Origin of the sequence: Bacillus thermozeamaize (assembly GCA_002159075.1) — a bacterium.
In the GTDB taxonomy this organism is placed as follows: Bacteria; Bacillota; Bacilli; order ZCTH02-B2; family ZCTH02-B2; genus Bacillus_BB; species Bacillus_BB thermozeamaize.
Genome location: LZRT01000080.1, coordinates 1 through 26987 on the forward strand (window position 1 = coordinate 1; position 26987 = coordinate 26987).

The window sequence follows — 26987 nt, forward strand, 5'->3', positions numbered from 1 at the left end:
GAAGAGGAAGGTCATGGTCAGTAAGGGCAAGCCACCCAAGTATACCTCTTTGAGGTGAATGTTGGGTTAGATTTTCAAATGAGTGATCTATTCCGTCTTCGGTAAGATTTTTATATGGGTTGACACGCACATTGCGACACATCTGTGTCGCTCACCGGCTTTGCCCGCAAGCCGGATAAAAGCAAGGACACCACATCCCGGGCCCGTTCCTGCGGCAGCAGCTGGCCATCCGCCTGATAAACCGCTCCCATGGCCGAAAACAGAACGCCCGCCGCCAGCTGAACGTCCATGTTCCGGAAAGCCCCTTGCCGCATCCCCTCTTCAAGTATATCACGGATCTTCGCAAACAAAGCCTGTTTTTGCTGTAAAAACCATTTGTGCATCTGTTCATCCACAAAACCAAAATCCCGTCCGCCCATTTGGATCAGGTGCCGATTTTGGTGCACAAGGCTGAGGTGCGTCTCAAACAAGGCATACAGCTTATCCAACGGGGATGCGGCAGCATCCAGCTCCCGGTTTACAGCAGCCAGATAGGCGCGCACCCGTTCCTTGAGCATATCCCGAAGAAGGGCTTCCTTGCTGTCAAAATAAAGGTAGATGGTCCCCTTGCCCACGCCGGCATGCTGGGCAATTTCCTCTATTTTTGTATTGTGGTATCCCTTTCGTCCAAAAATCTCAAACGCGCTTTCCAGGATCGCTTCCCGTTTGCCCGGCAACTGCTCACCTGAGAACTCCGTCATCCTCCTCACCTCATCTCCGGCCACCGTCATCGTTTTCATTTGTGTTCGTTTCGGTCCTGGTTACAGCCACTTGTCGTGTAACCATTTCCCCGTTTTCCGCTCCGCCATCCTGAGGACCGATGGGCCGCCGGCGGGAAAAACGACGCCTTAGCCGGTCGAGATAATCATCTGTCAAGCTGTAAACGGCCGGTATCAACACCAGGGTGACCAACGTGGAAACCAACAGCCCGTAAATCACCACGACCGCCAATGGCGCCATCATCTCCGCAGACTCACCGCCACCATAGGCAAAAGGCAGCAAGACCAAGTTGGTGGACAACATCGTCATCAAGATGGGCCTCAGCCGGATCGGTCCGGCCTGAAGCAGCGCCTGATCCCTCTCATATCCGGCTCGCCGCAAGGTGTTCGTATAATCAACCAGCACAATGGCGTTGTTCATGACCACCCCGATCAGCATGATCATGCCAATCATCGCCGTCACGCCGATATGCATGCCATGGGTAGCCAGACCAAGCAAGGCCCCGACCACCGTCGGCGGCAGACAAAACATGATGACAAACGGCTGGAAGAAGGATTCAAATTGCCCCGCCATGATCATGTACACCAGCAACACGGCCAGGACCATGGCAATCACCAGCGACTGGAACGACTCACCCATCTGTTCTGTCTCGCCGCCAAAAGACCAAGCGTACCCGTGTGGAAGCTGCAGCTGCTCCATCACCCGCTGGACATCAGCCGAAACCTCTCCCAACGAACGCTCCCCGGTTAGGCGAGCCGTGATCAAGGCCTGCCGCTGCCCATCGCTGCGGGTGATGGAAACCGGCCGCCCTTCCGAAACCACCTCGGCAACGTCGCCGAGCCTTACCAGCGCCCCGGTTGCGCTGCGAAGCGTCAGATCTTCCAGGTGACCATACTCTTGCCGGAAAGTGTCAGGAAACATCAGGCGAACGTTGTACTCATCCTCGCCATCCCGGATCCTGGTCACCGTGCGCCCCCCAAAGGCAGTCTCAATCGCCGCCTGCATTTCCAGCGGAGAAATGCCATGCTGGCTCGCTTTTTGCCGATCGATATAAACAGCCACTTCGGGCCGTGACGCCTGCAGGTTGTTGTCGACACTGGTCAATCCGGGAATGCGGGAAATGGCCGCTGTGGCCTCTTCCGTCAACTCCTTCAAGCCGTCCAGATCCGGTCCTGCGATATTCACTTCCAGGCCGCTGGTCCCCATCGCCGACCCTTGCGTATTGACGTTTACAACAACCCCAGGAATATCACGCGTACGCTCATAAAAATCGTTCATCACTTCCTGGGTCGTCCGCCCCCGTTCCTCACGCGGCTTCATCATCACTGTCAGTGAAGCGGTGTTGGTCGAACTGATTCCGGTGATGGCGGTCTCCTGGGAGCCACCCACGGTGCTGGAAACCAGGTCCACCTCCGGATAACTGAACAGCACCTCTTCCAGCTGCTGCACCACCTGCCTGGTTTCCGACAACTTGGCCGACGGCGGCAGTTCGACGGACACCACCGCCTGCCCCTGATCGGTCTGCGGAATAAACTCCGCACCTATCAATGGGATGAGACCCAGTGAGGCAACAAAAATGAGCAAGGAACTGATGATCACCAACCAGCGACGCCGCAGGGTCCACTCCAGAAGATGGCGGTACACCACCTCCAACCGCTCAATCCCCCGTCCAAACAGGTGCAACGGGTTGGATGAACGGCGCGGCCTGGACGAGGCGGGCAGGCTTCCAAGACGTGCAGCCAGCATCGGAACAAACGTGATGGCCCCAAACCAAGCAGCCACGTGAGAAAAAATCACAGCCAAAGCCATGGGGCCAAACAGCTCCGTCGCAAGCCCGCCGGCAAACAGCATCGGAAAGAAGACGGCAATCTGGGCCAAGGCGGATGCGGTCACCGCCGCCGTCACCTCACCCGCACCAAGCGTGGCTGCCTCTTTCCCCAGCGAACCCCGCATGCGGTAGCGGTGGATGCTCTCAATCACCACAACGGCAAAGTCCACCAGCGAGCCCATCCCGATTAATAGCCCGCCGAGAGACAAAATATTCAACGATTCCCCGGAGGCGGCCATAAAAGTAAAAGTAGCAATCACCGAGATGGGCAGCATCAACGCAACGACCAGCGTTGTCCGCCAATCAGCCAGGAAGAGGAACAGGATCAACACCGCGATCGCCCCGCCAAGCAGACCATGTTCCACCACGTTGCGAATCGACTTGTTGATAAACACGGCCTGGTCAAAAATGGGTGTCACTTTCACCCCATCCGGCAGCGACGCTTTCAGCTCATCCAGTTGTTGATACACTTCCTTGGATACCTTCACGGTATTGCCGCCGCTGGCTTTCATCACTTGCACCTGAACCACTTGCTGACCGTTTAGGAAAGCCAGTTGAGACTGCCTGGCATGGGTCAGAGAGACGTCGGCCAGATCTTCCAGCCGCACCGTACCGCCTGCCGGCAGCGAAATCGCCATCGTCTTAATCTCCTCGACGTTGTTCATCTCCGCATCGAAACGGATCGCCAGCTCCTTGTCCCCCCGTTCCACTGAGCCGGCGGTAGCCATCAGGTTGGAAGAGGCCAACGTTTGCGCAATCAGGCCGGGGGTGAGGCCATATTCCGTCAGCTTGTTCGCATCCAGAATGACCTGGATTTCCTTTTGCGGGCCGCCCGTCGCCACCGCGGAGGCCACCCCGTCCGCCTGTTTCAGAGAAGGAACAATCTGTTCCTCAGCCAGTTTTTGCAGCTGATCAAGCGGCATATCTCCCGTGACACCCAGGATCATCACGGGAAACGAATTCGGGTTAATCGTCAGCACCAGCGGCTTGTTGGCACCTTCCGGCAACATGCCAGAGATGCGATCCACTTGTTTCTGGATATCCAGCTGCGCCTTGTCCATGTTGGTTCCCCAGTTCATATGGATAAGCACCATCGAGGAACCGGTTTGCGACAACGATTGAATCTTGTCCACATTGTTCACGGTACTGACGATGTTTTCAATAGGTTGGGTGATCAATTTTTCCACCTCGGCCGGTGTAGCTCCCGGGTAGGAGGTGACCACCACCACCATGGGCAACTGCAGCTCCGGCAGCAAGTCCACCGGCAAGGCCGGTAACAGGATGGCGCCAATCATCACCATCGCCGTCAGCAGCATCGTGATCAGGACGGGCCGATTGACCGAAAATTTGGCGATGTTCACTCTTGGTTCCCCTTTCTCGATGCATCAGGCTGAACAACGCGTACCTTGTCTCCGCTCCGCAACAGGTGCTGTCCCCTGGTCACCACCTGTTCGCCTGGCTGGAGTCCCGACAAAACCTGAACTTTTTGGCTGGTCATCTTGCCAATGGTGATCTGCCGCTCTTCCACCACGCCATCTTTGACCACCATGACTCTCCCCGTTTGAGGTGTTTCCCCATCCATGTAAGCCGCCACGGGAATCAGGATACCCTTTGCAGAAACCTTTTTCGCCAAAATGACTCCCACGGTCATTCCCGAATACAGCCGGCCATCGGCATTGGCCACTTCAATCTTCAGCAAATAGGTCTTGCTCATCGGCTGCGTGGTCAAACTCTTCTCTTTCACCTTTCCTGTAAGCAACTGTCCGTTCACCTGTACCTGCATCTCCTGTCCCGCCGTGACCGCATCATACAACCCCTCCGGGAGCTGTACCTCGACTACTGCCGGATTCATCTGGACGATCGTCACCACCGGCACATTTGGGGCGGCCATCTCCCCGGAAGCTACATTCACCGAAGCCACTGTTCCGCTAACCGGCGCCACCACACGCGTATTCTCCAACTGCTGTCGCGCCGCATCCAGCGCAGCCTCCGCCTGCGCCACCTGAGCCCTGACGCCTTTGACAGCCGACTGCTGTTCAGCGGCTTTCAGTCCGCGAAGCGCGGCCTGATAGACGGAACGGGCTGTATCATAGGAGGTTTGCGCCTGTTTTACAGCCACTTCCGCCTGTCGCAATCCCTGCTTGGCCTGTTGCAGCTGCTCCGGTTTTGCCATTCCGGCATCCACCAAACGCTGCAGCTCCTGGACCTGTTTTTGCAGGTCCGCGTATGCCTCTTTCGCCTGCTCCAGCTGCAGCCCGGCCTGTTTCATCCCGCCCTCGGCCTGCGCCACGGCAGACTGGGCGTTGACAACTTGCGCTTCAGATTGTACACGGGCCTGCTCCGCACCGGCCTGGGCCGCTTGCAAACCGGCTTCCGCCTGCGCCACCTGCGCTCGAACGTCTGACTCATCCAGGCGGATCAAGAGTTGCCCCTGCTTCACCCGATCTCCCGGCTTCACAGCCACCTGTTCCACTTTCCCGGGAATTTTCGGTAACACCTGCACCTCCACGCTGCCCGTAACAGTGCCGCTCAACTGTACGGTCTCTTCCAGGTAGCCTTCTTGCGCTTGTTCTGTGGTCACCGACCGTATCTGTTCTTCTTGTTGTGCAGTCTCCTTCTTTTGTCCGCATCCATATAAAGGGAACATCGCCAGGATGGCAACAACCCCGATCAATATCCAACGTTTACCTCGCGTCATTGACACATGTGGTCCCTCCCCGATCTACTGACTGGACGTTCAGTCACTTGCGCCTAAAACAGTTTTATCATAATCTGTACCTTCTCCCGTGTCAATGCCCCGATCACTCGGCTAATCTACGAAACCACATTTATGCACATGAGGTCCTTGATCCCGAATATCGGAAGATACTGGAAATAGAAAGGCAAGCCTTATATCCATTCGACCGGATGGCTTGCCTTAAGCCTTCAGCTTCATGCCGGTTCAACCTCGGGTCCATCAAACCGGTGCGATACCTTTTAATGTTACCAATGATTGTCACAGGAGCGCGAAACGACATCCTCACATTGTAACAACGAGCCGCGATACTTCTCCGCGATCCAGCCGGTCAAAGCCTTCATTGATGTCTTCCAGGCGCAAGCGGTCAGTCAGCAGCCTGTTTACCGGCAGGCGGCCCTGCTTGTAGAGCTCGATAAAACGAGGTATATCCCGTGCTGGAACACAGCTTCCAACATAAGATCCCTTGATCGTCCGCTCTTCGGCTGCAAGCAAGAGCTGCGGGAAAGAAAGATGATGATCGGGATGGGGCAGTCCCGCCGTGACGGTTGTACCCCCACGACGCGTGATGGCGATTGCCGTTTGCATGGCCGGCACGACACCGGCGGTTTCAAACGCGTACTCCACCCCGCCCTCGGTGGCTTCCCTGATTTGTTGCGTTACCTCAGGATCACGCGCGTCAAATGCGTCGGTCGCCCCCAGTTCCAGTGCCGTTTTGAGCTTTGCAGGATTTACGTCCACGGCAATGATGCGCCTTGCCCCAGCAACCCGAGCGCCGAGAATGGCGCTCAGGCCGACGCCTCCAAGGCCGACGACAGCTACCGTGCTGCCCACCGGCACGCGGGCCGTGTTCACCACTGCACCAACTCCGGTCATGACGGCACAGCCGAAGAGGGCAACCTCTTCAAACGGCACGTCCGGATCCACCTTCACCAGGGAGTTCCTTGCCACAACCGCATATTCCGCAAATCCCGAGATCCCTAGATGGTGGTGGATGTCCGCTCCATCTTTATGCAGCCTTCTCTCTCCCGACAACAGCGTTCCTGCTCCGTTAGCGGCAGCGCCTGGCTCACAGAGGGCCGGCCGTCCTTCCCGGCAGGGCAAGCAGTGTCCGCAACTGGGAACAAAGGCGCAGACGACATGATCGCCAGGCCGGAGGTCGGTCACGCCAGGACCTACTTCCACGACCTCACCCGCAGCTTCATGACCAAGCGCCATCGGCACCGGCCGGGGCCGGCTGCCGTTGATGACCGACAAATCCGAGTGGCACAGCCCGGTGGCACGAATGCGAATGAGCACTTCACCCATTTGGGGCGGGTCAAGATCAAGCGTCTCAATGCGAAGCGGCTGACTGTCCTTGTAAGGAGCCGGAAGATTCATTTCATGCAGAACGGCGGCGCGAATTTTCATCTGGCAGTGCCTCCTTTACGAGATGACAATATCCTCAATTTTTGAAGTGGGTATCCTTTGAGCGGTTATGTAAGGTTCGACCAAGTATATCCGAGATCCGATCAGCGAAGATGCTGCTCCAGTTGTTTCCGAATGTGCGGCGGAATTGGTTCCGGTTTCTTATCCGCAAAATTGTAGTGGACGTACGTGCATTCTCCCCGTGCCCGCAACACATTGTCTTGAAATAACTCCTCCGCCAATTGCAAACTTGTATTGCCAATCTTCTTGATCCAGGTTCGCACCTCCACCTCCCGGCCGTAGAAGGTTTCTTTCACAAAATCGATGTTCATGTTAACCAGGACCAATTTCCAATTCCGAAAAGACAGGTCAGGTGTAAATAAACGAAAAATTTCATCACGTCCTGCTTCAAACCAAATCGGAATGGTCGTGTTATTGATGTGACCGACGCCATCTGTCTCGGATACACGTGGACGAATCCTCGTGACAAACATTCAATCCCCCCTTATCTTTATTGTTGTTGGGTTTATTTTTTCACTGTTTGAGATATATTTTTTTCGCTTGATATTGCTATAATAACTGAATTGATGACAAAATTCACTGTTTCGCCGAAAAAGCACAAAAAGAAAGCGGCTACACTTCCGCGCAGCGTTGATGAAACACGCAAAAACAGCTGCATGTCCCACGATGCAGCTGTTTTCCAAAAGCTATTCCAAAAGCTAAATGAGCCGGATTTTCCGCGACATCTTTTGAAACGCTTGCAGCACTTTCGCCTTGATGTCATCCACGTCCATGCCGACGTAAGCTGCCGCATCCCGCTGCGCGCTGATCACCTGATCCAACTGTGGCAACCAGCGGTCAAAGAGCATCCGTCCCTTTTGCCTCTCTTCCCCGGGGGCTTGTTGAATCCGTTCCTTCAGAAAAGGAATCACCGGCTCCAACGACCGATTTTCCTCCTCCAAAAATTGCCGGATGGTCTCCCGAAACAGCGAAATCGATGTCGTCTCAGCCACCCGTTCATAAATCGCCGGCAAAACGACACTATCCAGAAAAAAGGGAACGGCCAGGCACTTCCCCAAAACGCCTTCATTTCTCACATCATTGCCAAACTGGACCAATTGCGGATGGAATTCAGCCGGCGGTTGCTCCATTTCGATGATTTCCTTGAGCAGACGGGAACGCTTCAACTTTTCCCCTGCCCGGTGCAACCAGTAAGCCTGTTCATCATCGCTATATTTGGCTTCCGAAGGAACCGCCGCCAGTGCCGCATACGTCTGGGCACCAAGCCATTCGCAACCGTACAATTGGGAGAACAGTTGGGCATAGGCCGACTTTTCTTCCAATGTCAACCCTTCCAAAAACATCTCAATCTCGGCCAGCCGCCTCGTCCACTGCGACATCCACCTCCTCATCTCATCCAATGCGCCTTCCGCCTCGTACATCATCTCCTTGTCATCCAAAAAAAGCGGATCCATGGCAGCACCCCTTTCTCAAATCTTTAGATGTTTGATTTTCGACGCATCGGAATTGCCGTCTAATTGTTGCAGAATTTGATCCAGTTTAGCTTCCAGTTGTGCAAGGCGTCGGTCTTGTTCTGCCAGGCGCTTATTGACGACTTGGGCAAACTCACGCATCATCCGCTCCGTCTGACCATCCTGGCGATGAACCAGTTCCTCCCAGTGATCGTTCAAACTGGCTCGAAACTGTGTAATCCACTCATAAACCAATTTGTTGGAAGGATCATTGCTGATCACCCGCCTGAAAGCATCCCTGATCGTCTCCCGTTTTCCGCGCACGCCATGATCCTTGCCGTACAAAAGGTGCTCTTCGATGATCCGCTGAATGTCGGGATTGTTCGGCCCGCCACTCTGGCGATAAAAGGCTTCAATCCGTTCTCTCATCGTCGGGCTTTCTTGTTCATTTGTCAGGATATCCTGCTCGTTCGCCATCCTATCCCTCCTGACTCAAAATCGTCAAAACAACGATCGTTGTTTCTTCCGCCACCAGGAGCGTACGACTGCAACCCCTGCCGCAAGCAGCAATACCACAACCAGCACAACTTGGAATGCACCAGGCAATCCCACCAACACTCCTGAACGATACAGCAGACTGAAACTGATCAGGATGCTGGAGACAAAAATGGCCAGAGAAACACGGTTAAAAATGGTCAGCAGCGTGTTGCGGGTGGTCGCATCCATCTGAATCCGGATATTGAGACCCATCTCATTCCAGAACAAATGTTCAAGAAATTTGTTGAGCCTCCGGGGGAGCGTCCCAAGCAGCTTTCCTGTTTCTTGGACGAGGCTGGCATTTGAGCGGTAGTTGAAGCGCTTTTCCAAAATCGACTCCATGACCTGGACATCGGCGCTCTCCACCACCGTATGGTAACTGATTTCAGGGCACAGCCAGCGGGCCGTTCCTTCCGTCGCGGAAAACCCCTTGGCCCAAAGGGCCAGTCCGTTCGGAATCTTGCAATAGTTGGCCACACCGATGCGAATCAGGTTAAGCACCAAGGCCCCCCAGTTGTATTTCATATCCCCCTGCTCGCTGTTGACATAATGAATCATCATCGAGCGCAACTGATCCCGCAGTTTCACCGGATCGGTATAAATGGTCGGTTCGATGATGTCCATCGCACATTCCGTCGCATCTTCCGCCTGGTTTAATCGAATATGCATCAACATCCGGAAAATGGCCTGCGCGTGAAGCACATCCATTTTCCCGGTCATGCCCCAATCAATGACCACCGCCTTGCGCGTCTTGCGATCGATCAGGATATTGCTGCCGTGCGCATCGGCGTGGTAATGGCCGTTGGCCATCGAGAGAATGTAATAATGCGCCAGGTCCAGCATCACTTTCAAGCGTTCCTCAAAAGTGTAAAAATCCACAGGAAATTCTTTAATCGTCCAGCCATCGATAAATTCCATCACGAGAACATGCTTGGTAGCAAGGTAAACTTCCGGAACGCGAATCCACTCGAAATCGTTTTCATATTGGCGATGTTCGTTCATCGTCCGTGCCTCGGCCCGCATGTCCAACTCTTTAAGTGAACTGGAATAATAATCCTCGACCAAGCCCGTCAAGTCCAAAGAGGCCCGCAGTTCTTCAGGCAAAAGGGCGTTCAGCCGCTTCACCAATTTCTTGATCACCACGATGTCGGTTTGAAACAACTTCTCCACAGTCGGACGAACCACTTTCACGGCCACGTCCTGGCCGCTTTTCATCTTGGCACGGTAGACTTGCGCCAACGAAGCGGAGCCTAATGGCCGGGGATCGATCCATTCAAATGTTTGCAGCCCGTCTGGAAGCTCTTCTTCCAACATAAGCTGCAAGTAGCCAAACGGGAGAGGCGGCACCTCATCCAACAATTTTTCCAGCTCACGGGTGACCGGTTCGGGAAGAATGTCCTGTCGCGTTACCAGAACTTGCCCCAACTTGATAAAGGTAGGGCCCAGTTCTTCAAACGCCTCCCGTAACTTCATCCCCAACTGGCGCAAATTTTCCTCTTCCGTTTGATTCCGCTTTTTTTTGGAAAACAATGAAACGAGGCTGTTCTGCCGAAAAAAGTATCCCAAGCCATGCTTTGCAATCACCGCGAAAATCTTCCGCTGCCTGGAACGGGGATGGATGGCCCGCTTCTGGCGCTCAATCTCCTGGCGTATCTCTTTCAGTTGCTGGGCGGATATGATCGCTTCCTGTTCCTTCTCCAGCACAACCGCCATGACCACTCCCTCCTTCCTTCGCCCATCCTTTGCTCAAATCAAGCCTCGATCAAATCCTCCCGGCCAATGGCTTTCAGATGTTCCTTATAGCGCGGATAGAAGGAAGCCAAATGCGGCATCACTTGCAACGCCTTCATGAACATGCCGCTCGCCTTGATTTGCTGCGTAGCCATCGCTTGTGTCAGGTCCAGCTTGCCTTGCCAGAACCGGTTGGCCACCTCCGCATCCATTTCAAAAATCATCTCTGGCTTCAGATCCGTCTCGCCATACACTGACTCGATTCCGCCGTCTTCCCCTACAATCCAGGTAATGACGGCATCTGGACGACGATAGACAAATTGGACAATCGCGTCATGATCCTCGGAAGCAGATTCCTTGTACGCGGCAAGAATCGCTTTGGCCGGCACACTGTGCTTATTCTTCTCGCAAAAACCGCCAAAAACTTCATATACTTCTTGCGATGTCTGAAACCCTGCCACAGAGATTCCTCCTCCAAATGAAAAATCATGATCATCATTCATTGAACGCGCGATGAAAGATGCCCTTCCCCAACGGTTAACACCAGATTGGGAATGACAATTTTTTTTGCTTGTAGACGATGGGTGTTCAGCTTCAACTGTTCAGCATCAAGCCTGGCTCCCAAATCAAGCAAAGATCCCAGAAAGATCAACAGATTTTTCTCAGGTTCCGTGTCCCAGAAATCACGCAATGTTATGGGAAGAAAACCTAACACCCTTGCCGTCATTTCTTTCGCATACAACTCGGAAACCTGCGTTTCAAGGTCACGATAGAATGGCGTTGTGCCGGTAATTTTCACTTCATCTGACGGGTTCCTTGTCGTAATCTGAATGTGAAACCGGGTGCCGTCCGATGTCGTCAAGTTTTTGTAGAGGTTCAACCCCCGCAGGGTCACATTTTCAAGGCCGATCTTGGCCTGCGGCTCAGACCCTTTTTCCGAGGTTTCGCCATTCACCTTACCCATTGTCAAGTTATATCCTTGGAGTGAATTCACCTCGATCACGAACCCTCCCACCTGAGGTTCCTTTGGAAACGGCCCGGGCGCAAAATGAAGTTTCGGCAACTCATGCTCCGGCGCCTTTTCGTCATCCTGCTCCTCATCAGGAGGTGTGTTACCCTCATTGGGAGGTGTATCACCCTGGCTGGGGGGCGTGTCACCTTCATGGGCAGGTGTGTCACCTTCATTGGCAGGTGTGTCACCCTCGTTGGGAGGCAGGTCTCCATCCGGATTGTCCTGTTCGTCAGGAGTGGGAGAGCCTCCTGAACCGTTATCTGGATTATCGCTACCATCGCTCGGAGTTTGTTCTTCTTGCGCTGTTCCCACTGTGTCATTCTCCGCTGATCGGGCAGGTGAAACTTGATTGGCAAATACAGGGACGGCGTAAATCCCCCCGGAAACCGTTAGAGCTCCAGAGAAGATGAGCGTCATCAGCGCGATACCACTAAACAAACATCTCGTTCCATAGGAAAAATGCCAACGCTTTGTGCAGCTCCGTTTCTTCACATGTCCCCCTCCCCGTCCAAACTGCTCCTGCATCCCGTGTCCTCCAGAAGATAAACCTGATAAGCCGTTACTTCTCCGTCGCCCTTTGGGCATCTAACTCCGGAGAATCCGCCTCCTGGGATGCTGCCACTTCACCTATCGCCTCGCCGTCACCAACCTTCTCCTCAGCCTGTTTCTCTTTGCTCTCATCCACCTCCTGGGCTTTCTGCTGCTGGCCGGCGGCACCTTGCCAGGAAGCAATCAGGCTGCCTGACAAAATTCCCAGCAACCCCCCGACAACCAACCCTCCGGTGGCACCTACAAAGGACAAAATGGAAAAAAAGATCAAGAGTCCGCCGAGCACCAGAGAAAACTTGGGATAAATAAGTGGAAGCACCGAAACCACCAGCATCAGCGCGCCAATGACCATGCCGGCCCACATCAAGCCGCTGCCGGGAAGGAACAGCAATGGCGCCACGTTGATTCCCACCCACAACACCAAGCCGCCGCTCAAGATGCCGAGTAAACTTGCAAACAGCGGGCGGTTGTGGTTACGGGAAAAAATGATTCCGGGCAACAACGCAAAAAATCCGGCAACGAGAAAAGGCAGCGTAAAATATAGAACACCTTGCAACCATGTTCCTTTTTCGGTGATTGCAGCTGCCAATTCAAATCCAAGCCAAGCGCCAAGCAAACTCAAAAGGAAAAAGACGCTCATTTCACCCCGGTACGCAACATACCACCGAGCCTTTTGAAGACGGGAAATGACAAAAGCCCAACCTGCCGCAAACCAAACCACACCCCACAGGGCACCCAGGAAGATCCCAAGATGAAAGAAGCCAATCCAGGCATACAAATGCCCGCCAAGCAATATGCCAGGGAGAATTCCCGCCACCCCGGCGTGAATCGCCCTGCGAAAGCGCTCGTAGCGCTGCCCCAGCCAAGCCAACAAACCACCTGACAAGAGAAGACCTGCCAAAGCATAAATACCGGTTCCTTGCAATGAGCTTCGCAAGATGATGCCGCCCAAAAAACTGCCAATCAACAGACCAGACAACCCCATCTGCACATATGTGCCAACACTTCGCAACACGGGCAGTCCCCCTCAGGACGAAAACTCCAACCTGTAATCACTTTCATAACAAAGAATCGAAGACCCATGACGGCCGGACATACGCTGGCAAACGCTGTCATGGGTCGAATCTCCGATCCATTAGATGAATAAAAGAGCAGAACTTAAAAATCTCCGCCAATCAATTTTCCATTGGCGTCATAGGCCTTGATTTTTAACTTCATCCCTGGAATAGCGATGGACTGGGCCACCAGGCTGTGGGTATTCAATTCGGCCTTGGTCAGTGTCAATTTCGGAGCTTCCATGCCCAATTTGTTTAACGGGTTGTCACTGTGTTTTTCTTTTACATCCAATGTATCAAATTCCGCACGATCAGCAGCCAGACCGGAGATACGCAATTTCAGTCCTTGACCCACAACATCCTGGGTGGCCGTAATTTCGACAAGGACTTTATGAATCCCATAGTTTCCCAGAGCCCCCGATACATCCAGATCTTTCGAAAGATTCAATCCACTGATGGTCGCACTACTCAAGTCGACCGCGGCTTGCGGCCAGGACGGTTTTTCCGATGTTTCTCCGAGCGACGGATAAAGTTTGAATCCATCACCGACAATTTTGTCGGCCGCAATGACGAAACCGCCGATCCCAGCCACTGGAAAAGCCGCAAAGACAGTGCCGGTCAGAAGCAGGGCAGCCAAGAGAGCAATCAGCGCTGCGTAACCCACACCCCCCATGATCAAAAATCGTTTCCGATCAATGTGCAAAACTCCCATCTTTTGACCCCTTTCTTGATTTCATTTTTTAAAACGCTTACTTTTTGATCTAAATCGCTGACCTCGCTCCAGTACAATTTTCTTCTAGACCGAGTGAATCACTACAAGCGTATTTACCACTCAATCCTTCCCTGACATCACCTCCATTTCGCTAAAAGCTGATGTTACTGTCTGTCATTGCTGTCATCGGTGCCACGCTGCTGTCACAAATGCAAATTGTACTTTTCATACAATATTTTATCTTTTGTTTCCTACGACGAATTATAAAATCATGCCATTCTGCAAACAATCCCCACAATTGAGGGATTTTGCATCCGCTTGAGCCGAAAAAAATCCGTCATTTTGTCGAAGCATAAGAAAACGAAAATAAAAAACAGGAGCTCTGGATTGGCTCCTGTTCATGTTCAGATACCCAACTCTCGCGAACGGGAAACAGCCGCCTTGACTGCCTCCCGCAAAGCTTCGTGGAAACCGCATTCGGCAAGACGGGCCAAACCGGCCATCGTCGTGCCGCCAGGCGAAGTCACCCGTTCCCGGAGCGCCTCTGGCCGCTCACCGCTTTCTTCCAACATCCTGGCTGCACCAATAAAGGTTTGCCGGCTTAACTGACGGGCTATCTCAGGGGACAAGCCCAACTCCATCCCGGCCTTTTCCAGGGTCTCGACCATCGCATAAAAATAGGCCGGGCCACTGCCAGCCACACCCGTCACCACATCCATTTGCCACTCCTCGACCCACACCAGCTGGCCCATGGCATGGAATATTTTTTCTGTCCAGCGCTTCTGGCTTTCTCCGGCATAACGTCCCAAGCAGGCGGCCGTCGCGGAATAACCTACGGCAGCTGACGTGTTTGGCATCGCGCGGATCACAGGAATGGACAAGCCGCTTTGTTCCTCCAGCCAGGCCGTGGATATGCCGGCGGCAACTGACAGCAGCGTCTGGCTCGGACTCAGATGTTGCCGGATCGCCGCGATGGCTTCCGGCATATCTTTTGGTTTCATTGCCAGGACCAAATGACTGCATTGCTTCAAAAAAGCCTCTCTGTCTGTCTCGATCCGGACGCCGTAACGCTCTGTCAAGTGCTTCAAGCGGTCGCGGTTGCTGCGGTTGGTCACGATGATCGACTCCGGCAAGTATACCTTGTTTTTCAGCAACCCAGCGATCATCGCCTCGGCCATTGAGCCGGCGCCTAAAAAGCCTATCGTTTCATTCACATCCAACTCCCCCCTTTGTGTCGTAGTCCGAGGTCACCTGTCCTACTGCCGAATCTGTCCATCGCCCCGCACCACATATTTGTATGTGGTCAAGGCTTCCAGTCCCATCGGCCCGCGCGCATGCAATTTCTGCGTGCTGATCCCGATTTCCGCGCCAAAACCAAATTCAAACCCGTCGCTGAATCGCGTCGAGACGTTGTGATAGACGACGGCAGCATCCACCTCGTTTAAAAAGCGCTCTGCTTCTCCGGCATCAGAGGTGACAATCCCCTCCGAATGATTCGTGCCATACCGGTTGATATGTGCGATCGCTTCATCCAGGCTTTCCACGACCTTGACAGCCAGGATCAAGTCCAGATACTCCGTCGCCCAGTCTTCCTCCGTCGCCTCAAGCATCGATGGCACCAGCTGGCGGGCAACCGGGCAACCCTTCAACAACACACCTTTCTCCTCTAACTTCGCCGCCAGCTGGGGAAGGTGTGAGGCGGCCCATTCGCGGTCGACAAGCAAGGTTTCGATGGCGTTGCAGACGCTCGGGCGTTGCGTCTTGGCATTGACGGCGAGCGAAATGGCCATCTCTGGCACGGCCGAGCGGGCGACATAGAGGTGGCAATTGCCAACGCCGGTCTCGATGACCGGCACTTTCGACTCGTTCACCACCCGCTGGATCAAACCTGCACCGCCACGGGGAATCACCACATCCAGATACCCCCGCAACTGCAACATCTCCTGCACCACTTGCCGATCCGTCGATTCAACCAGTTGCACCGCATCCGGTGTTACCCCTGCCTGGCGCAATCCTTCCTGCAAGATGGCGACCAGCCGGCGGTTGGAGGACACTGCGTCACTTCCTCCTCGCAACATCACCGCATTGCCGGTCTTCAAACAAAGGCCCGCCGCGTCGACCGTGACATTGGGCCGCGATTCGTAGATCATCCCGATGACACCCAAAGGAACGGCCACCTTTTGCAGCCGCATTCCGTTGGGACGCTCCCATTCCGCAAGCACCGCCCCCACCGGATCCGGCAAAGCGGCAATCTGGCGCAAACCCTCGGCCATCGCCCGTATCCTCTCCGGTGTCAGCCGCAGTCGATCCATCAGGCTTTTGGCCATGCCGGAAGCCTCTCCACGCTCGAGATCCTCCGCATTGGCCGCCAGGATCTCCTGTTGACGGTTCTCCAGCATCGCAGCCATGGCATGAAGCGCCTGATTTTTCTGCTCCGTCGTGTATTTGGCCAACTGCCGGGATGCGCTCCGCAGGCGCTCTGCCTGGCGGATCAATTCCTCTCTCATCATTTCTCCCTCCATTCATTGCTCATCATGACCTTTGGACACTTTCCTTCTCCACCAACAGCACCAGCTGATCCCGGTGAATGACCGGTTCGGCAGGCATGTTCAGCTGCGCTTCGATCTCTTCGGAACGCTTACCCTTGAGCTGTTCCAGCTGTTGGCTGGAGTAGCGTGTAATCCCTTTGCCGATTGGCTCGCCCCGGTACGTGATCAGCACCACCTCACCAGCTGCAAATTCCCCGGATACCGTGCGGATCCCGGAAGCCAACAAGCTCTTCCCTTGGGACAACAGTGCTTTGGCCGCACCGTCATCCACGCCAAGCTTCCCTGCCTCTTGTGTCATAAAGCGAAGCCATTGCTTGCGATTCGGCAACGGCTCACCTGAGGCGCTAAAATAGGTGCCCCTGGCCCGGCCGTGATACGCATCGCGCACGATTCCGGGCCGGTCTGCACGGCCCAAAAAAACCGGCACGCCTGAGGCGGTGGCGATTTTGGCCGCTTCCACCTTGGAACGCATCCCGCCGGTTCCAAACGGACTCCCTGCATCTCCGGCCATCCGTTCGATTTCCGGTGTGATGTGCGGCACATCGCTAATCAGTTTCGCTTCGCGCACTTCGTGGGGGTTGGCGTCATACAGCCCATCCACATCAGAAAGCAGGATCAGCAAATCCGCCTTGACCATTCCTGCCACCAGCGCAGAAAGGCGATCGTTATCGCCGAATGTCAACTCGTCTACACTGACTGTATCGTTTTCATTGATAATCGGCAAGATCCTCTTTCGGAGCAATAGCATCAGCGTATTAAAGGCGTTCACATACCGCGTGCGGTCGGAAAAGTCGCTCCGGTTCAGCAAGATCTGCGCGGCAGTAATCCCATGCTGCTGCAGCCGGTGCGTATACTCTTCGATCAGGATGCCTTGCCCCACTGCGGCAGCCGCTTGACGCGCCGCAATGGAACGGGGACGCCGGCGAAACCCCAACTTGTTGAAACCGGCCGCCACGGCCCCGGAAGAAACCAGGAGCAACGACACCCCATCCCGGTATAATCCGGCCAGTTCATCGACGATATGTTGCAATTTGTCCCGATCCAGCCCCCCAGACGGATTGCTCAAGGAACTGCTTCCTACTTTCACGACTACCACAGCCACGTCCATTCCACCCCATTATGCAAAATCCTCTGTCCAATACAAAAGCCTCTCCCATCCCTGAGGACGAAAGAGGCTCTTCCGCGGTACCACCTGGGTTGACCATGCCAGATCGCTGGTCCACTCACATGTTGATAACAGGAACGCCTGAACCTGCTCATCGCAGTCCGCTCAAGAGGCGGGTTCGACCGGTTGTCCTCCTTTCAGCCGGGGGAGAACTCTCTGGAAGTCGGTCTACTATTCCTCTTCATCGCGTGTATGGATTATTCATGTTCTCATCCGAATGCTATCATCTCATCTGAATCTTATCGGTTCACGCGGGGATTGTCAATTCGGGGCAACTTTCTTCTGCACGATTTCCTCTTTGGCGCTGGCCAACCATTGATCCACCGGCATGGCACCCTGATCTCCGATTTTATAACGGCGGACGGCCACGAGACCTTCCTTCTCCTCCCGTTCGCCGACCACCAGCACGTACGGAATTTTTTGCAACGTGGCCTCACGGATCTTGTACCCCAATTTCTCGTTGCGCTCATCCACTTCTACCCGCAGGCCTTCCTCCCGGAACCGCTCCATCAGTCGGCGGGCATACCCCAGGTAAGCGTCAGACACCGGGACAATCCGCGCTTGCACCGGCGCAAGCCAGAGAGGAAAAGCGCCGAAATAATACTCCAGCAGAAAAGCGACAAATCGCTCCATCGTCCCGACAATTCCCCGGTGAATTACGACCGGACGGTGCGGCTTGCCATCCTCACCAATATACTCCAGCCCAAACCGCTCCGGATTGTGGAAATCGAGCTGCACCGTGGACAATGTCTCATCCTTGCCCAGCGCCGTCCTCACCTGCACGTCCAGCTTCGGCCCGTAAAAGGCTGCCTCCCCTTCTGCCTCCACATATTCGAGGCCCAGCTCATCCATCGACTCCCGCAGCATCCGCTGCGCCATCTCCCACATCGCGTCATTTTGCACATATTTTTCCTTGTCTTGCGGATCGCGGTAAGAAAGACGGAACCAGAAGTCACGGATGCCAAAGTCGTCATACACCTGCTGGATCAGCCGGACCACCCGTGTAAATTCATCCTTGATCTGATCCGGCCGGCAGAAGATATGCGCATCATTGAGCGTCATCGAACGCACCCGGTGCAATCCGGTCAGCGCCCCTGACATTTCATAACGGTGCATCGTCCCCAGCTCGGCGATCCGAATCGGCAAATGACGGTAGCTGCGCAATTCATGTTTGTAGATCATCATGTGGTGGGGACAATTCATCGGCCTAAGCACCAGTTCTTCATTGTCCAGCTGCATGGTCGGGTACATATTTTCGTGATAATGTTCCCAGTGGCCGGAAATCTTATAGAGCTCTACATTGGCCAGGTGAGGGGTATACACGTGCTGGTAACCAAGCCTCTCCTCCAGATCGACGATGTACCGCTCCACAATCCGGCGGACCGTCGCCCCGTTCGGCAGCCAGATGGGCAGCCCCTGGCCCACCTCCTTGGCAAAGGTAAAGATCTGCAGCTCCCGGCCCAGTTTCCGGTGATCCCGCTCCTTGGCCTCTTCCAGGCGCTTCAGGTGCTCTTCCAGCTGGGAAGGCTTCGCAAAAGCGGTGCCGTAGATCCGCTGCAACATCTGGCGCTTGGAGTCACCCCGCCAATAAGCCCCCGCCACACTGAGCAGCTTGAAAGCCTTCAGCCTGCCCGTGGAAGGCAAATGCGGACCACGACACAGATCAAAAAACTCTCCCTGCTCATAAATGGTAATTGTCTCCTCTTCCGGCAATTCCCGGATCAGCTCCAATTTCAGCGGATCGCCTTCCTTTTCATAGATCCGGATCGCTTCTTCACGGGATACCACATGCCGGCGAATCGGCAGGTTTTCCTCGACGATCTTCTTCATCTCCGCCTCGATCTTCTCCAAATCTTCCGGCGTCAGGGACACTGGAATCTCCATGTCATAGTAAAAGCCGTCCTCAATGACCGGCCCTACGCCCAGGTGGGTCCCTGGATATAACCGCTTTACCGCCTGCGCCATCACATGCGTGCAGGTGTGACGGTACACTTCCAGCCCTTCAGGGTGTTCCAGCGTCACAATCTCCACGCGCGCATCCTGTTCCAAAGGCGTGTACAGATCCACCAGCCGGCCGTCGATTTTGCCGGCGACTGCCGCTTTTTGCAAACTTCGGGAAATCGAACCGGCGATCTCTTCCAGGGTCGTCCCTGAAGCATACTCCCGGACACTGCCATCCGGCAAGGTCACCTTGACCATCGACATCTCTGCTCACTCCTTTACACGTTCAATGCACGATCATTTCAATAAAAACACGCCCATCCCAACAAGGGACGGACGTATGCCGTGGTTCCACCCTTTTTCAACAGCAGGCCAAACTTTTATTTAGACAGGCCTGTGTCCTCATTTGCGCATAACGGACGCCTTGACCGGCTGCCGATACTCTCGTTTTCCCGGCAGCAACTCCCAGACGGTAGACGCAGCTTCTATAGGTAGGCGTTCCCAGCTCCCCGCCCTCTCTGGTACCATCAAAACCACGCCTGTGTTCTGTTCATCGCTTTTGTTTATGTCGTTGGCAAAGCATCATGGACGACGCAGCATACGCACAACTCAAAGGTACCACATCGGGTCGGGAAAATCCAGAGGTTGACAGGACAACAAACAACCTAAACCACTCTTGTACCCGTTTGATGGCACGGGAGTTGGTCACCTTCGGACTAACCCCAAACCATTACGCCGAACCGATTGGGATTCGTTGATTAGGATTCAATAACATCGAGAATCTTCTCAACATCAATATGTATTTTTCCATCGTCAGTGACAAGCCTGAGCGCGTCCATCTCAAACCGGACAATACGGCCAACCGCTTCCCGTTCCCCATGCTCTCCCCAATACCGGATCGTCACTTTCCGTTCCGTTTTCCAAGCTTGATGGATTCTCCACGAAAGCTCTTCCCTCAGCTGCTCATCCATCTCTGGACGCTCTTTTACTTCCTCGTTAAACCATTGCTCCAACCCTTCTCTAAGTTCAGGGATCATGAGAGACACCCATTTCTTGCTGCCCCGGTCGAATATGCCTGTCATGATGCGATCCCCTTCGCAGGCATGATGGCCAGGATATTCTCTGCAATAAGTTCCCTAATCCCGTCCTTCGCATAACAATAAACTCTTACACGACCACCACGAATAGATAAAATGACGACTTCGCGTTGGCTGAATCGGCCATGGCGATCCAAATAGATCACTTCCACTCGACATCCTCGGCGGCGATAGTGTTCAAGCTGACGAATCATGACATCACCTCGAACGTTTGTTTGTTTTTATTATATGCAAACTGATGTTCGTGATGATAGTGGAAAGTTTTGGGCTGCAAAATTCTGGGATTGTACAATGGGCTCCGGACATGGGCGGATGATCTTCGCAATACAACGGCAGCATTTCTGCCGTAAAATGGACTTCCGACACGCTTGCGAATTTTGCGTCATAGACTAATGTATGTCGAAAAGGATGATTAAAATCATCAAAGGAGAAAGTTTGCATGGAAAGACATCCTGAGAATTACCCGTATATATATGTACCCATGCCTATCAGGGATGATGGCGCCGGTGGGATCGATTTAGGTCCTCGGGACGTGATGCGCGACCTTGAGAATCCCGACTCGCTGGTTCCGCCGGCCACCGATGCCGGAACCATCCCCAACTTGAAATTCTCTTTTTCCGACACCCATATGCAGTTAAATCATGGCGGTTGGTCACGGCAAATAACGGTGAGAGAGCTGCCAATCGCAACCACGCTGGCCGGGGTGAACATGTATCTGACGCCGGGCGGTGTGCGTGAGTTGCATTGGCATAAACAAGCGGAGTGGGCTTTCATGATTTGGGGGCGTGCGCGCATCACCGCGGTCGACCAGGACGGAAAGAACTTTATAGCCGATGTCGGCATGGGCGATTTGTGGTACTTTCCTTCCGGCATTCCGCACTCGATTCAAGGGCTGGAAGAAGGCTGCGAGTTTCTGCTCGTCTTCGATGACGGCAGCTTCTCCGACCTTGACACCTTCTCCATCTCCGATTGGTTCGCGCACACGCCGAAGGATGTGCTGGCGGCAAATTTCGGCGTGCCGGAAAGAGCCTTTGCCCACATCCCGACAAAACAGCGATACATTTTCCAAGCAAAGGTGCCTGGTCCGCTGGAAAGCCAGAAGGTGTCGAGTCCCCACGGTACGGTGCCAAAGAGCTTCACACACCGGCTGCTTGCGCAGGAGCCGATCGTCACGCCGGGCGGGACAGTGCGCATCGTCGATTCCACCAACTTTCCCGTTTCGACTACCATTGCGGCGGCGCTGGTAGAAGTCAAGCCGGGCGGAATGAGGGAAATGCACTGGCACCCGAACAACGACGAGTGGCAGTATTACCTCTCGGGCACGGCGCGTATGACGGTATTCGCGGCAAATGGCGAGGCCCGGACTTTCAATTACCGGGCTGGCGATGTTGGATACGTACCGTTTGCCTTCGGGCACTACATCCAGAACACCGGTGACCAAAGCCTGTGGTTTTTGGAGATGTTCAAAAGTGACCATTTTGCCGACGTGTCGCTGAACCAGTGGATGGCACTGACTCCCCGGGAGCTGGTAGAGGACAACTTGCATGCAGGACCGGAGTTGATGAACGCACTGCGGAAGGAAAAATGGCCGGTCGTCAAATACAAGCAGAAATATAAACAGCAGAGGTAACGTCCAAAACCCTGATCACCACCACGACAGGGGGTTGTGGTACAATGATTGTGGTGGGGAGGTTTCCATACCCTGTTGGCTTAGCATCGCTTCTTGTGAGCTTAGCGTCTCTTTTTGAGACGCTTTTTCTGTTTTCTTTATCGCTCCTGGGCCACAAAAAATCCCCGGTGCATGACCGGGTTTTAGGAAAAAGAAAAAAGCCTTGTGTACCAAGGCTTTTGTCGTCGTATGTATGGAGCGGATGACGGGACTCGAACCCGCAACTTTCAGCTTGGGAAGCTGATGCTCTACCAATTGAACTACATCCGCTCGGTTTCATGGTGGTTCGGGACGGAATCGAACCGCCGACACGAGGATTTTCAGTCCTCTGCTCTACCAACTGAGCTACCGAACCATATCTGGAGGATTAATCGATGATCGATTTTCCGTATGGAATATTACCATGCAAAGGTTAAAGATGTCAAGCGGTTACCCACAGCACGCCGACGAAATCTTGCTGCCGCACTCCCTGGATGGAGACCATGCAGACAAAGGCGGACCAATCATCTCTGCATCAAATCCTCTCCTTCGGTATGGTAACTGTATGGTAAAATCAGAGAAAACGATCAAATGTCCTCAGGGATCTTCTGTGTGTACGGGGCGGCATCATTGAACAGTGGAAAACCAAAAGGTTGGTCTGATTCCATGGAGGTGGAACAAAAGGTGAAAGTGGTAATCACGGGCGGGACAGGTTTCATCGGCAGCAATCTGGCCAAATCCCTGCTGGACGACGGCCATGACGTCGTCATCCTTACACGCCAACCGGCCCGTTCAGCCCGCCTGGCACACCCTTTCCTCGACAAAGCGACGTGGGCCGCCTGGCCGGGTGACGCGGCAAACGATCCAGAGAGAAAGCCTCTCGATGTTCAACCGGCCGATGAAGATCAATGGCTTTCCGCACTAGACGGGGCGGACGCGGTCGTCCACCTTGCTGGAACCTCTATCGCCGCGGGAAGGTGGAACCACGCACGCAAAGCAGCCATCCGAAACAGCCGCATCCTTGGCACGCGAAATCTGGTGCAGGGGATTTCCCGGTTAAACCGCCCGCCGCGTGTGCTGATTAGCGGCTCCGCAATCGGATTCTACGGTCCACGTGGAGATGAAGAGGTAACTGAAACGGATAGCCCTGGGCGGGGATTTCTCTCGCAAGTATGCCAGGAATGGGAACAGGAAGCTCGTGCCGCTGAGCAAGTTGGTGTGCGCGTGATTCTTCTGCGCACCGGCCTGGTTTTGGACGGGAAACATGGTGCGCTGCCGCGGATGCTTCTGCCCTTCCGTCTGTGGATTGGAGGGCCGCTGGGTAACGGGCAGCAATGGATGTCCTGGATCCACCTTCGGGATCAGATAGGCCTGATCCGCTTTCTGCTGGAACACCCGGAGGCGAATGGCCCCTATAACGCCACGGCTCCCCGGCCGGTCACCAACCGCCAGTTCAGCCGTATCATTGGCCGCCTCATGCACCGCCCGTCTCTGTTTCCAGCTCCCGCACCGATGCTCCGGCTGTTCTTGGGCGAAATGGCAGAAGAACTCCTGCTCACCGGCCAGCGGGCCATCCCAAAGCGCGCCTTGGAACAAGGATACTCCTTTCAATACGCAGACCTGGAAAGCGCCTTGGCTGACATTCTTCGCCGGTGAAAAATCACACCACTTCTGCCTTGTAGATGTTCTCCATGTGCCGGAGCATGAAATGATGTGCTTCCTCTGTCAAGTCGGCCACGCCGTCCTGAAAAACCTTCATCCGATATCCGCGAAAATATCCGCCTTGTACCGTGGCCGAAACACAGATGGAGGTGCATACGCCGGCCACGTACACCTCCCGGACTCCCTCTTTTCGCAAGATCGCATCCAAATCCGTCTCGTAAAAGGCGTCATATTTGGTTTTCGGCAGTTCGTAAAACCCCGGTTTTCCGCGCAACTGCCCGATCACCTCCGCGGTTTCTCCATAAGGCTGACTGCCCCACGTCCCCTGCACACAATGAACCGGCCAGATGGCGAATTCTTCATCATCCGGTTGATGTTGGTCATTAACAATCACCACGGCATCTCCACGACCATGAAAGAGGCGAATCTGCCGGGAGATAAACGGATCCAGCCGCTGGCCGGCCAACCCGCAAGTCAGCGCCCCATCGGAATGAACAAAATCGTTGTTATAATCAACGACCACCAGCGCCTTCCTGGACATCTGACAGTCCCTCCTTTTTCCATAACATCTATCCGTTGCTTTACACTTTCATCATATTGTAAATACAGGTGTAAAGTCAATTGTCAATCAAGAAGGCGCCTGTTTGAACATCCAGAAGGCCTTAGCAACGAAGGGCCTTAGCAACCAAGGATCTTATTCCTCTTTGGATGCCAATTCCTGCAGGCTCTGCTGGTATGTGTCGTATACCCGCTGGTCAAAACAGACGACAACCACTTTTTCCAGCGTATGGTTTTGCCGGAGGAATGCACCGATCTCCCGCAGGGCAATCCGCGATGCCCTTTCAATCGGAAAACGATAGGCCCCCGTGCTGATGGACGGGAAAGCCATACTCCGGATCCCGTACGGCTCCACATAGGCAAAGCAGCTGCGGTAGCAACGGGCCAGCAAGTCATCCTCACCTGCATTGCCGCCTTGCCATATCGGGCCAACCGTATGGATCACCCATTTCGCCGGAAGACGGTATCCCTTGGTAATCTTCGCCTCCCCGGTCGGACAGCCGTTGAGCCTCCTGCATTCTTCCAGCAGCTCAGGCCCGGCGGCGCGGTGAATCGCGCCATCCACCCCTCCCCCGCCGAGCAACGTGTTGTTGGCCGCATTGACAATGGCGTCTACTTCCTGCTTGGTGATATCTCCGATGATAATCTCAAGACGCGCATCCATCCTTGTGCCACCTCCGCATTTCCTATGGATGAACTGGGATCCCCTGCATGAAGTCCAAAAGTTTGATATACTGTCACTATATTTCAGAAAATGAATCGTCACTAAAAACCAGCATCTGAAAGTGAATAGAGGAGGAAAGCAATCTTGAACACGTGGTGGTTTGACGGCCATCTGCACATCATGTCGGAAAAGCGGATGAAAAGCGGCATCCGCTGGGCCATCAAAGCAGGCTTTGATATGGGCCTGGAACCGGAACAAACAACGGAAGACACCTTGCTGCAACAGATCCGCAACACCGGAATCCGGTATTTTTTCAATTTCTTCTTTCCCATTTTTCCGCGCACGACGTTGGAAATCCTAAACTGGCAGACGCAGTTTGCCCTCCGCACACCCGAGGCTTTCCCTTTTGTCTCGGTCCACGTCAACGACGGAGACCCGCTTCCTTTTGTCGAGGAGGCGTTGGAGAGACGTCGTTTCGTTGGCTTGAAACTCCACCCGTACGCCCAGAGATTGGCGCTTTCACATCCGCTCCTGGAACCGGTTTATGATTATGTCGAAAAAAAAGGGGCGATATTTGTCACCCATACCGGATACGACGCGTTTTACGGCCAGTCGGGAATCACCCAGGATCTGGAGAAGATTCTTGAGGATCATCCGCAGCTGATCACTGTCGTGGCCCACATGCTCTACCCTGAAATGGATAAAGCATTCGAATGGCTGGAACGCTTCCCAAACCTCTACCTCGACGGAACCAACGTCATCTACTCCGCCGCCCAGGACGGCACCATCGGGAGATTGTATCCGCTACTGGAAAAGTACGCCGATCGGATCCTGTTCGGCAGCGATTATGCCATGGCGATGGAGCCAATCGGATCAACTTGGAAACGATTTGCCGAGCTGCCCATTTCCGAAGAGGCCAAAATCCAGATCGGCCAAAAAACTCCTCTCCAATTGCTCCGGCGAAGTGGATGGCCGTTCCGCGGTGAAGCACCGATCAGTTACAGGGAAGTGGTAGAGGGGCAAAACGCCTCCCACAACTCATCCAGTGTACGGTAGGCAGCGATGATCTCCAGCGCGTAGCGCGTGGGCGGAATAATCGGAAACCTGCCATCCCGGTTCTCCAGAATCTCCTGCGGCCGGAACCAGCCGTCCTCCACCGCTTCTCCCGTCAACCCCTGCATATTGTCCACCTCTTGCCCTTCCGGCAGGCGGGCCAGGAAAAAACGCGTATCAAAGCGGCGTTTCTCCGTGGAGGGCGTGAGCAGGCGGCCCATATACCTCAACATCTCCGGAACAGGACGCAAGCCATGCTCTTCCAGGAAATCTCCGAACCGGATTTCACCGCTCATCACCTTTTGCCGGATCTCCCGCAGCAACATAGGATCCGGTAAATTTCCTTCCACGAGCAATGTGCCTGTCTCTTCAAACAACTCGCGAATCGCTGTAACCCAGGAGGCCAGGTTGGTCGCGGGATCCAGCGATGAATCCGGAATCGGATCATCCGGGATTTTGGTCCCGATCCGCTTTTCAATCCATGGACCGAGCCGCTTGCGGAAGTCTCTCGTTTCGATGGCCGGCATGGTTCGCTCGCGATACACCGTCTGTTCGGTGGCTTGTCGCTCATCAAAAGGGGCCAGAAGGATTCGCCATTTCGGAACGCGATCCTGTTCATCCACCGATCCGCCGGGAAAGGCCCATACTCCGGCAAAGGAGCGGAGTTTGGGCGAACGGCGCATGGCATACACCTGAAACCCGCTTCCGCCATCCGGACGAACGAGCAGGACCGTCGCCGCATCGCGGACTGGCGAATGGGATTGCGCTTGTGCGTTGGTCGTGTCCATCATGCACACACTTCCTTGTCTCATGAATCTGAAGTCGGATCCGCCTATGATTCACATTATACCTTG

At 54.3% G+C, this 26987-nt stretch carries 25 protein-coding genes and 2 tRNA genes; 3 read left to right on the forward strand and 24 right to left on the reverse strand.

Features of this window, described 5'->3' with window-relative positions:
* Positions 1–110: 110 nt before the first annotated feature.
* The 19 genes from BAA01_16510 to BAA01_16600 all read right to left on the reverse strand — a co-directional run bounded on the left by BAA01_16510 (position 111) and on the right by BAA01_16600 (position 20742).
* Complete coding sequence (locus tag BAA01_16510) at positions 111–740, reverse strand: hypothetical protein (GenBank protein ID OUM87013.1); 630 nt, start codon at positions 738–740, stop codon at positions 111–113.
* Between the two features lie 10 nt (positions 741–750).
* Positions 751–3948 carry an acriflavin resistance protein gene (locus BAA01_16515; GenBank protein OUM87014.1) on the reverse strand — a complete coding sequence of 1066 codons (3198 nt, stop codon included), beginning with the start codon at positions 3946–3948 and terminating at the stop codon, positions 751–753.
* Positions 3945–5261 carry a hypothetical protein gene (locus tag BAA01_16520; protein ID OUM87015.1) on the reverse strand — a complete coding sequence of 439 codons (1317 nt, stop codon included), beginning with the start codon at positions 5259–5261 and terminating at the stop codon, positions 3945–3947. The genes BAA01_16515 and BAA01_16520 overlap by 4 nt, the downstream gene beginning before the upstream one ends.
* 345 nt (positions 5262–5606) lie before the next feature.
* On the reverse strand, positions 5607–6731 hold the full coding sequence (locus BAA01_16525) for an alcohol dehydrogenase (protein OUM87016.1): 1125 nt from the start codon (positions 6729–6731) through the stop codon (positions 5607–5609).
* Between the two features lie 101 nt (positions 6732–6832).
* A complete protein-coding gene (locus tag BAA01_16530; protein OUM87017.1) occupies positions 6833–7222 on the reverse strand; it encodes a thioesterase in 390 nt (129 codons plus the stop codon).
* 225 nt (positions 7223–7447) lie between these two features.
* Complete coding sequence (locus BAA01_16535; GenBank protein ID OUM87018.1) at positions 7448–8203, reverse strand: hypothetical protein; 756 nt, start codon at positions 8201–8203, stop codon at positions 7448–7450.
* A gap of 15 nt (positions 8204–8218) precedes the next feature.
* Complete coding sequence (locus tag BAA01_16540; protein OUM87019.1) at positions 8219–8677, reverse strand: hypothetical protein; 459 nt, start codon at positions 8675–8677, stop codon at positions 8219–8221.
* Positions 8678–8701: 24 nt separating this feature from the next.
* Positions 8702–10450, reverse strand: a complete 1749-nt coding sequence (locus BAA01_16545; protein OUM87020.1) for an ABC transporter — start codon at positions 10448–10450, stop codon at positions 8702–8704.
* A 38-nt stretch (positions 10451–10488) separates the two neighbouring features.
* Entirely contained in the window at positions 10489–10971 is a 483-nt protein-coding gene (locus BAA01_16550) for a hypothetical protein (GenBank protein ID OUM87021.1), read from the reverse strand.
* Positions 10968–11483: a hypothetical protein gene (locus tag BAA01_16555; protein ID OUM87022.1), complete on the reverse strand. Its 516-nt coding sequence runs from the start codon at positions 11481–11483 to the stop codon at positions 10968–10970. The genes BAA01_16550 and BAA01_16555 overlap by 4 nt, the downstream gene beginning before the upstream one ends.
* Positions 11468–11836, reverse strand: coding sequence for a hypothetical protein (locus tag BAA01_16560; GenBank protein ID OUM87023.1), 369 nt, complete (start codon positions 11834–11836; stop codon positions 11468–11470). Before BAA01_16560 ends, BAA01_16555 begins: the two co-directional genes overlap by 16 nt.
* 203 nt (positions 11837–12039) lie before the next feature.
* Positions 12040–13044, reverse strand: coding sequence for a hypothetical protein (locus BAA01_16565; protein ID OUM87024.1), 1005 nt, complete (start codon positions 13042–13044; stop codon positions 12040–12042).
* 143 nt (positions 13045–13187) lie between these two features.
* Positions 13188–13796 (reverse strand): hypothetical protein, encoded by a 609-nt coding sequence (locus BAA01_16570; GenBank protein OUM87025.1) that lies wholly within the window; start codon positions 13794–13796, stop codon positions 13188–13190.
* A 404-nt stretch (positions 13797–14200) separates the two neighbouring features.
* Positions 14201–15016 carry a pyrroline-5-carboxylate reductase gene (locus BAA01_16575; protein ID OUM87026.1) on the reverse strand — a complete coding sequence of 272 codons (816 nt, stop codon included), beginning with the start codon at positions 15014–15016 and terminating at the stop codon, positions 14201–14203.
* A 36-nt stretch (positions 15017–15052) separates the two neighbouring features.
* Complete coding sequence (locus BAA01_16580; GenBank protein OUM87027.1) at positions 15053–16303, reverse strand: glutamate-5-semialdehyde dehydrogenase; 1251 nt, start codon at positions 16301–16303, stop codon at positions 15053–15055.
* 25 nt (positions 16304–16328) lie between these two features.
* On the reverse strand, positions 16329–17453 hold the full coding sequence (locus BAA01_16585; GenBank protein ID OUM87028.1) for a glutamate 5-kinase: 1125 nt from the start codon (positions 17451–17453) through the stop codon (positions 16329–16331).
* Between the two features lie 318 nt (positions 17454–17771).
* The gene (locus tag BAA01_16590; GenBank protein OUM87029.1) at positions 17772–19715 is read right to left on the reverse strand and encodes a threonine--tRNA ligase; all 1944 of its coding nucleotides are present in this window, start codon (positions 19713–19715) and stop codon (positions 17772–17774) included.
* Positions 19716–20209: 494 nt separating this feature from the next.
* The gene (locus BAA01_16595) at positions 20210–20533 is read right to left on the reverse strand and encodes a hypothetical protein (protein OUM87030.1); all 324 of its coding nucleotides are present in this window, start codon (positions 20531–20533) and stop codon (positions 20210–20212) included.
* Positions 20530–20742, reverse strand: coding sequence for a hypothetical protein (locus tag BAA01_16600; protein OUM87031.1), 213 nt, complete (start codon positions 20740–20742; stop codon positions 20530–20532). The genes BAA01_16595 and BAA01_16600 overlap by 4 nt, the downstream gene beginning before the upstream one ends.
* Before the next feature lie 245 nt (positions 20743–20987).
* Between BAA01_16600 and BAA01_16605 the strand changes: the two genes are divergently transcribed.
* Positions 20988–22178: an oxalate decarboxylase gene (locus tag BAA01_16605; GenBank protein ID OUM87032.1), complete on the forward strand. Its 1191-nt coding sequence runs from the start codon at positions 20988–20990 to the stop codon at positions 22176–22178.
* Between the two features lie 233 nt (positions 22179–22411).
* On the opposite strand, the gene BAA01_16610 is transcribed toward BAA01_16605, so the two are convergent.
* Both BAA01_16610 and BAA01_16615 read right to left on the reverse strand, forming a co-directional pair.
* Positions 22412–22487 (reverse strand) — tRNA-Gly (locus tag BAA01_16610).
* Positions 22488–22496: 9 nt separating this feature from the next.
* Positions 22497–22572, reverse strand: a tRNA-Phe gene (locus BAA01_16615).
* Between the two features lie 308 nt (positions 22573–22880).
* Between BAA01_16615 and BAA01_16620 the strand changes: the two genes are divergently transcribed.
* On the forward strand, positions 22881–23852 hold the full coding sequence (locus BAA01_16620; protein ID OUM87073.1) for a TIGR01777 family protein: 972 nt from the start codon (positions 22881–22883) through the stop codon (positions 23850–23852).
* Positions 23853–23856: 4 nt separating this feature from the next.
* Here the strand turns inward: BAA01_16620 and BAA01_16625 are convergent, their stop codons facing one another.
* On the reverse strand, positions 23857–24399 hold the full coding sequence (locus tag BAA01_16625) for a hypothetical protein (GenBank protein ID OUM87033.1): 543 nt from the start codon (positions 24397–24399) through the stop codon (positions 23857–23859).
* Between the two features lie 153 nt (positions 24400–24552).
* Positions 24553–25080 carry an RNase III inhibitor gene (locus BAA01_16630; protein ID OUM87034.1) on the reverse strand — a complete coding sequence of 176 codons (528 nt, stop codon included), beginning with the start codon at positions 25078–25080 and terminating at the stop codon, positions 24553–24555.
* A gap of 144 nt (positions 25081–25224) precedes the next feature.
* Between BAA01_16630 and BAA01_16635 the strand changes: the two genes are divergently transcribed.
* Positions 25225–26136 (forward strand): hypothetical protein, encoded by a 912-nt coding sequence (locus BAA01_16635; protein OUM87035.1) that lies wholly within the window; start codon positions 25225–25227, stop codon positions 26134–26136.
* Here BAA01_16635 and BAA01_16640 read toward each other — a convergent pair.
* Positions 26079–26924: a hypothetical protein gene (locus tag BAA01_16640; GenBank protein OUM87036.1), complete on the reverse strand. Its 846-nt coding sequence runs from the start codon at positions 26922–26924 to the stop codon at positions 26079–26081. The genes BAA01_16635 and BAA01_16640 overlap by 58 nt on opposite strands.
* Positions 26925–26987 lie beyond the last annotated feature (63 nt).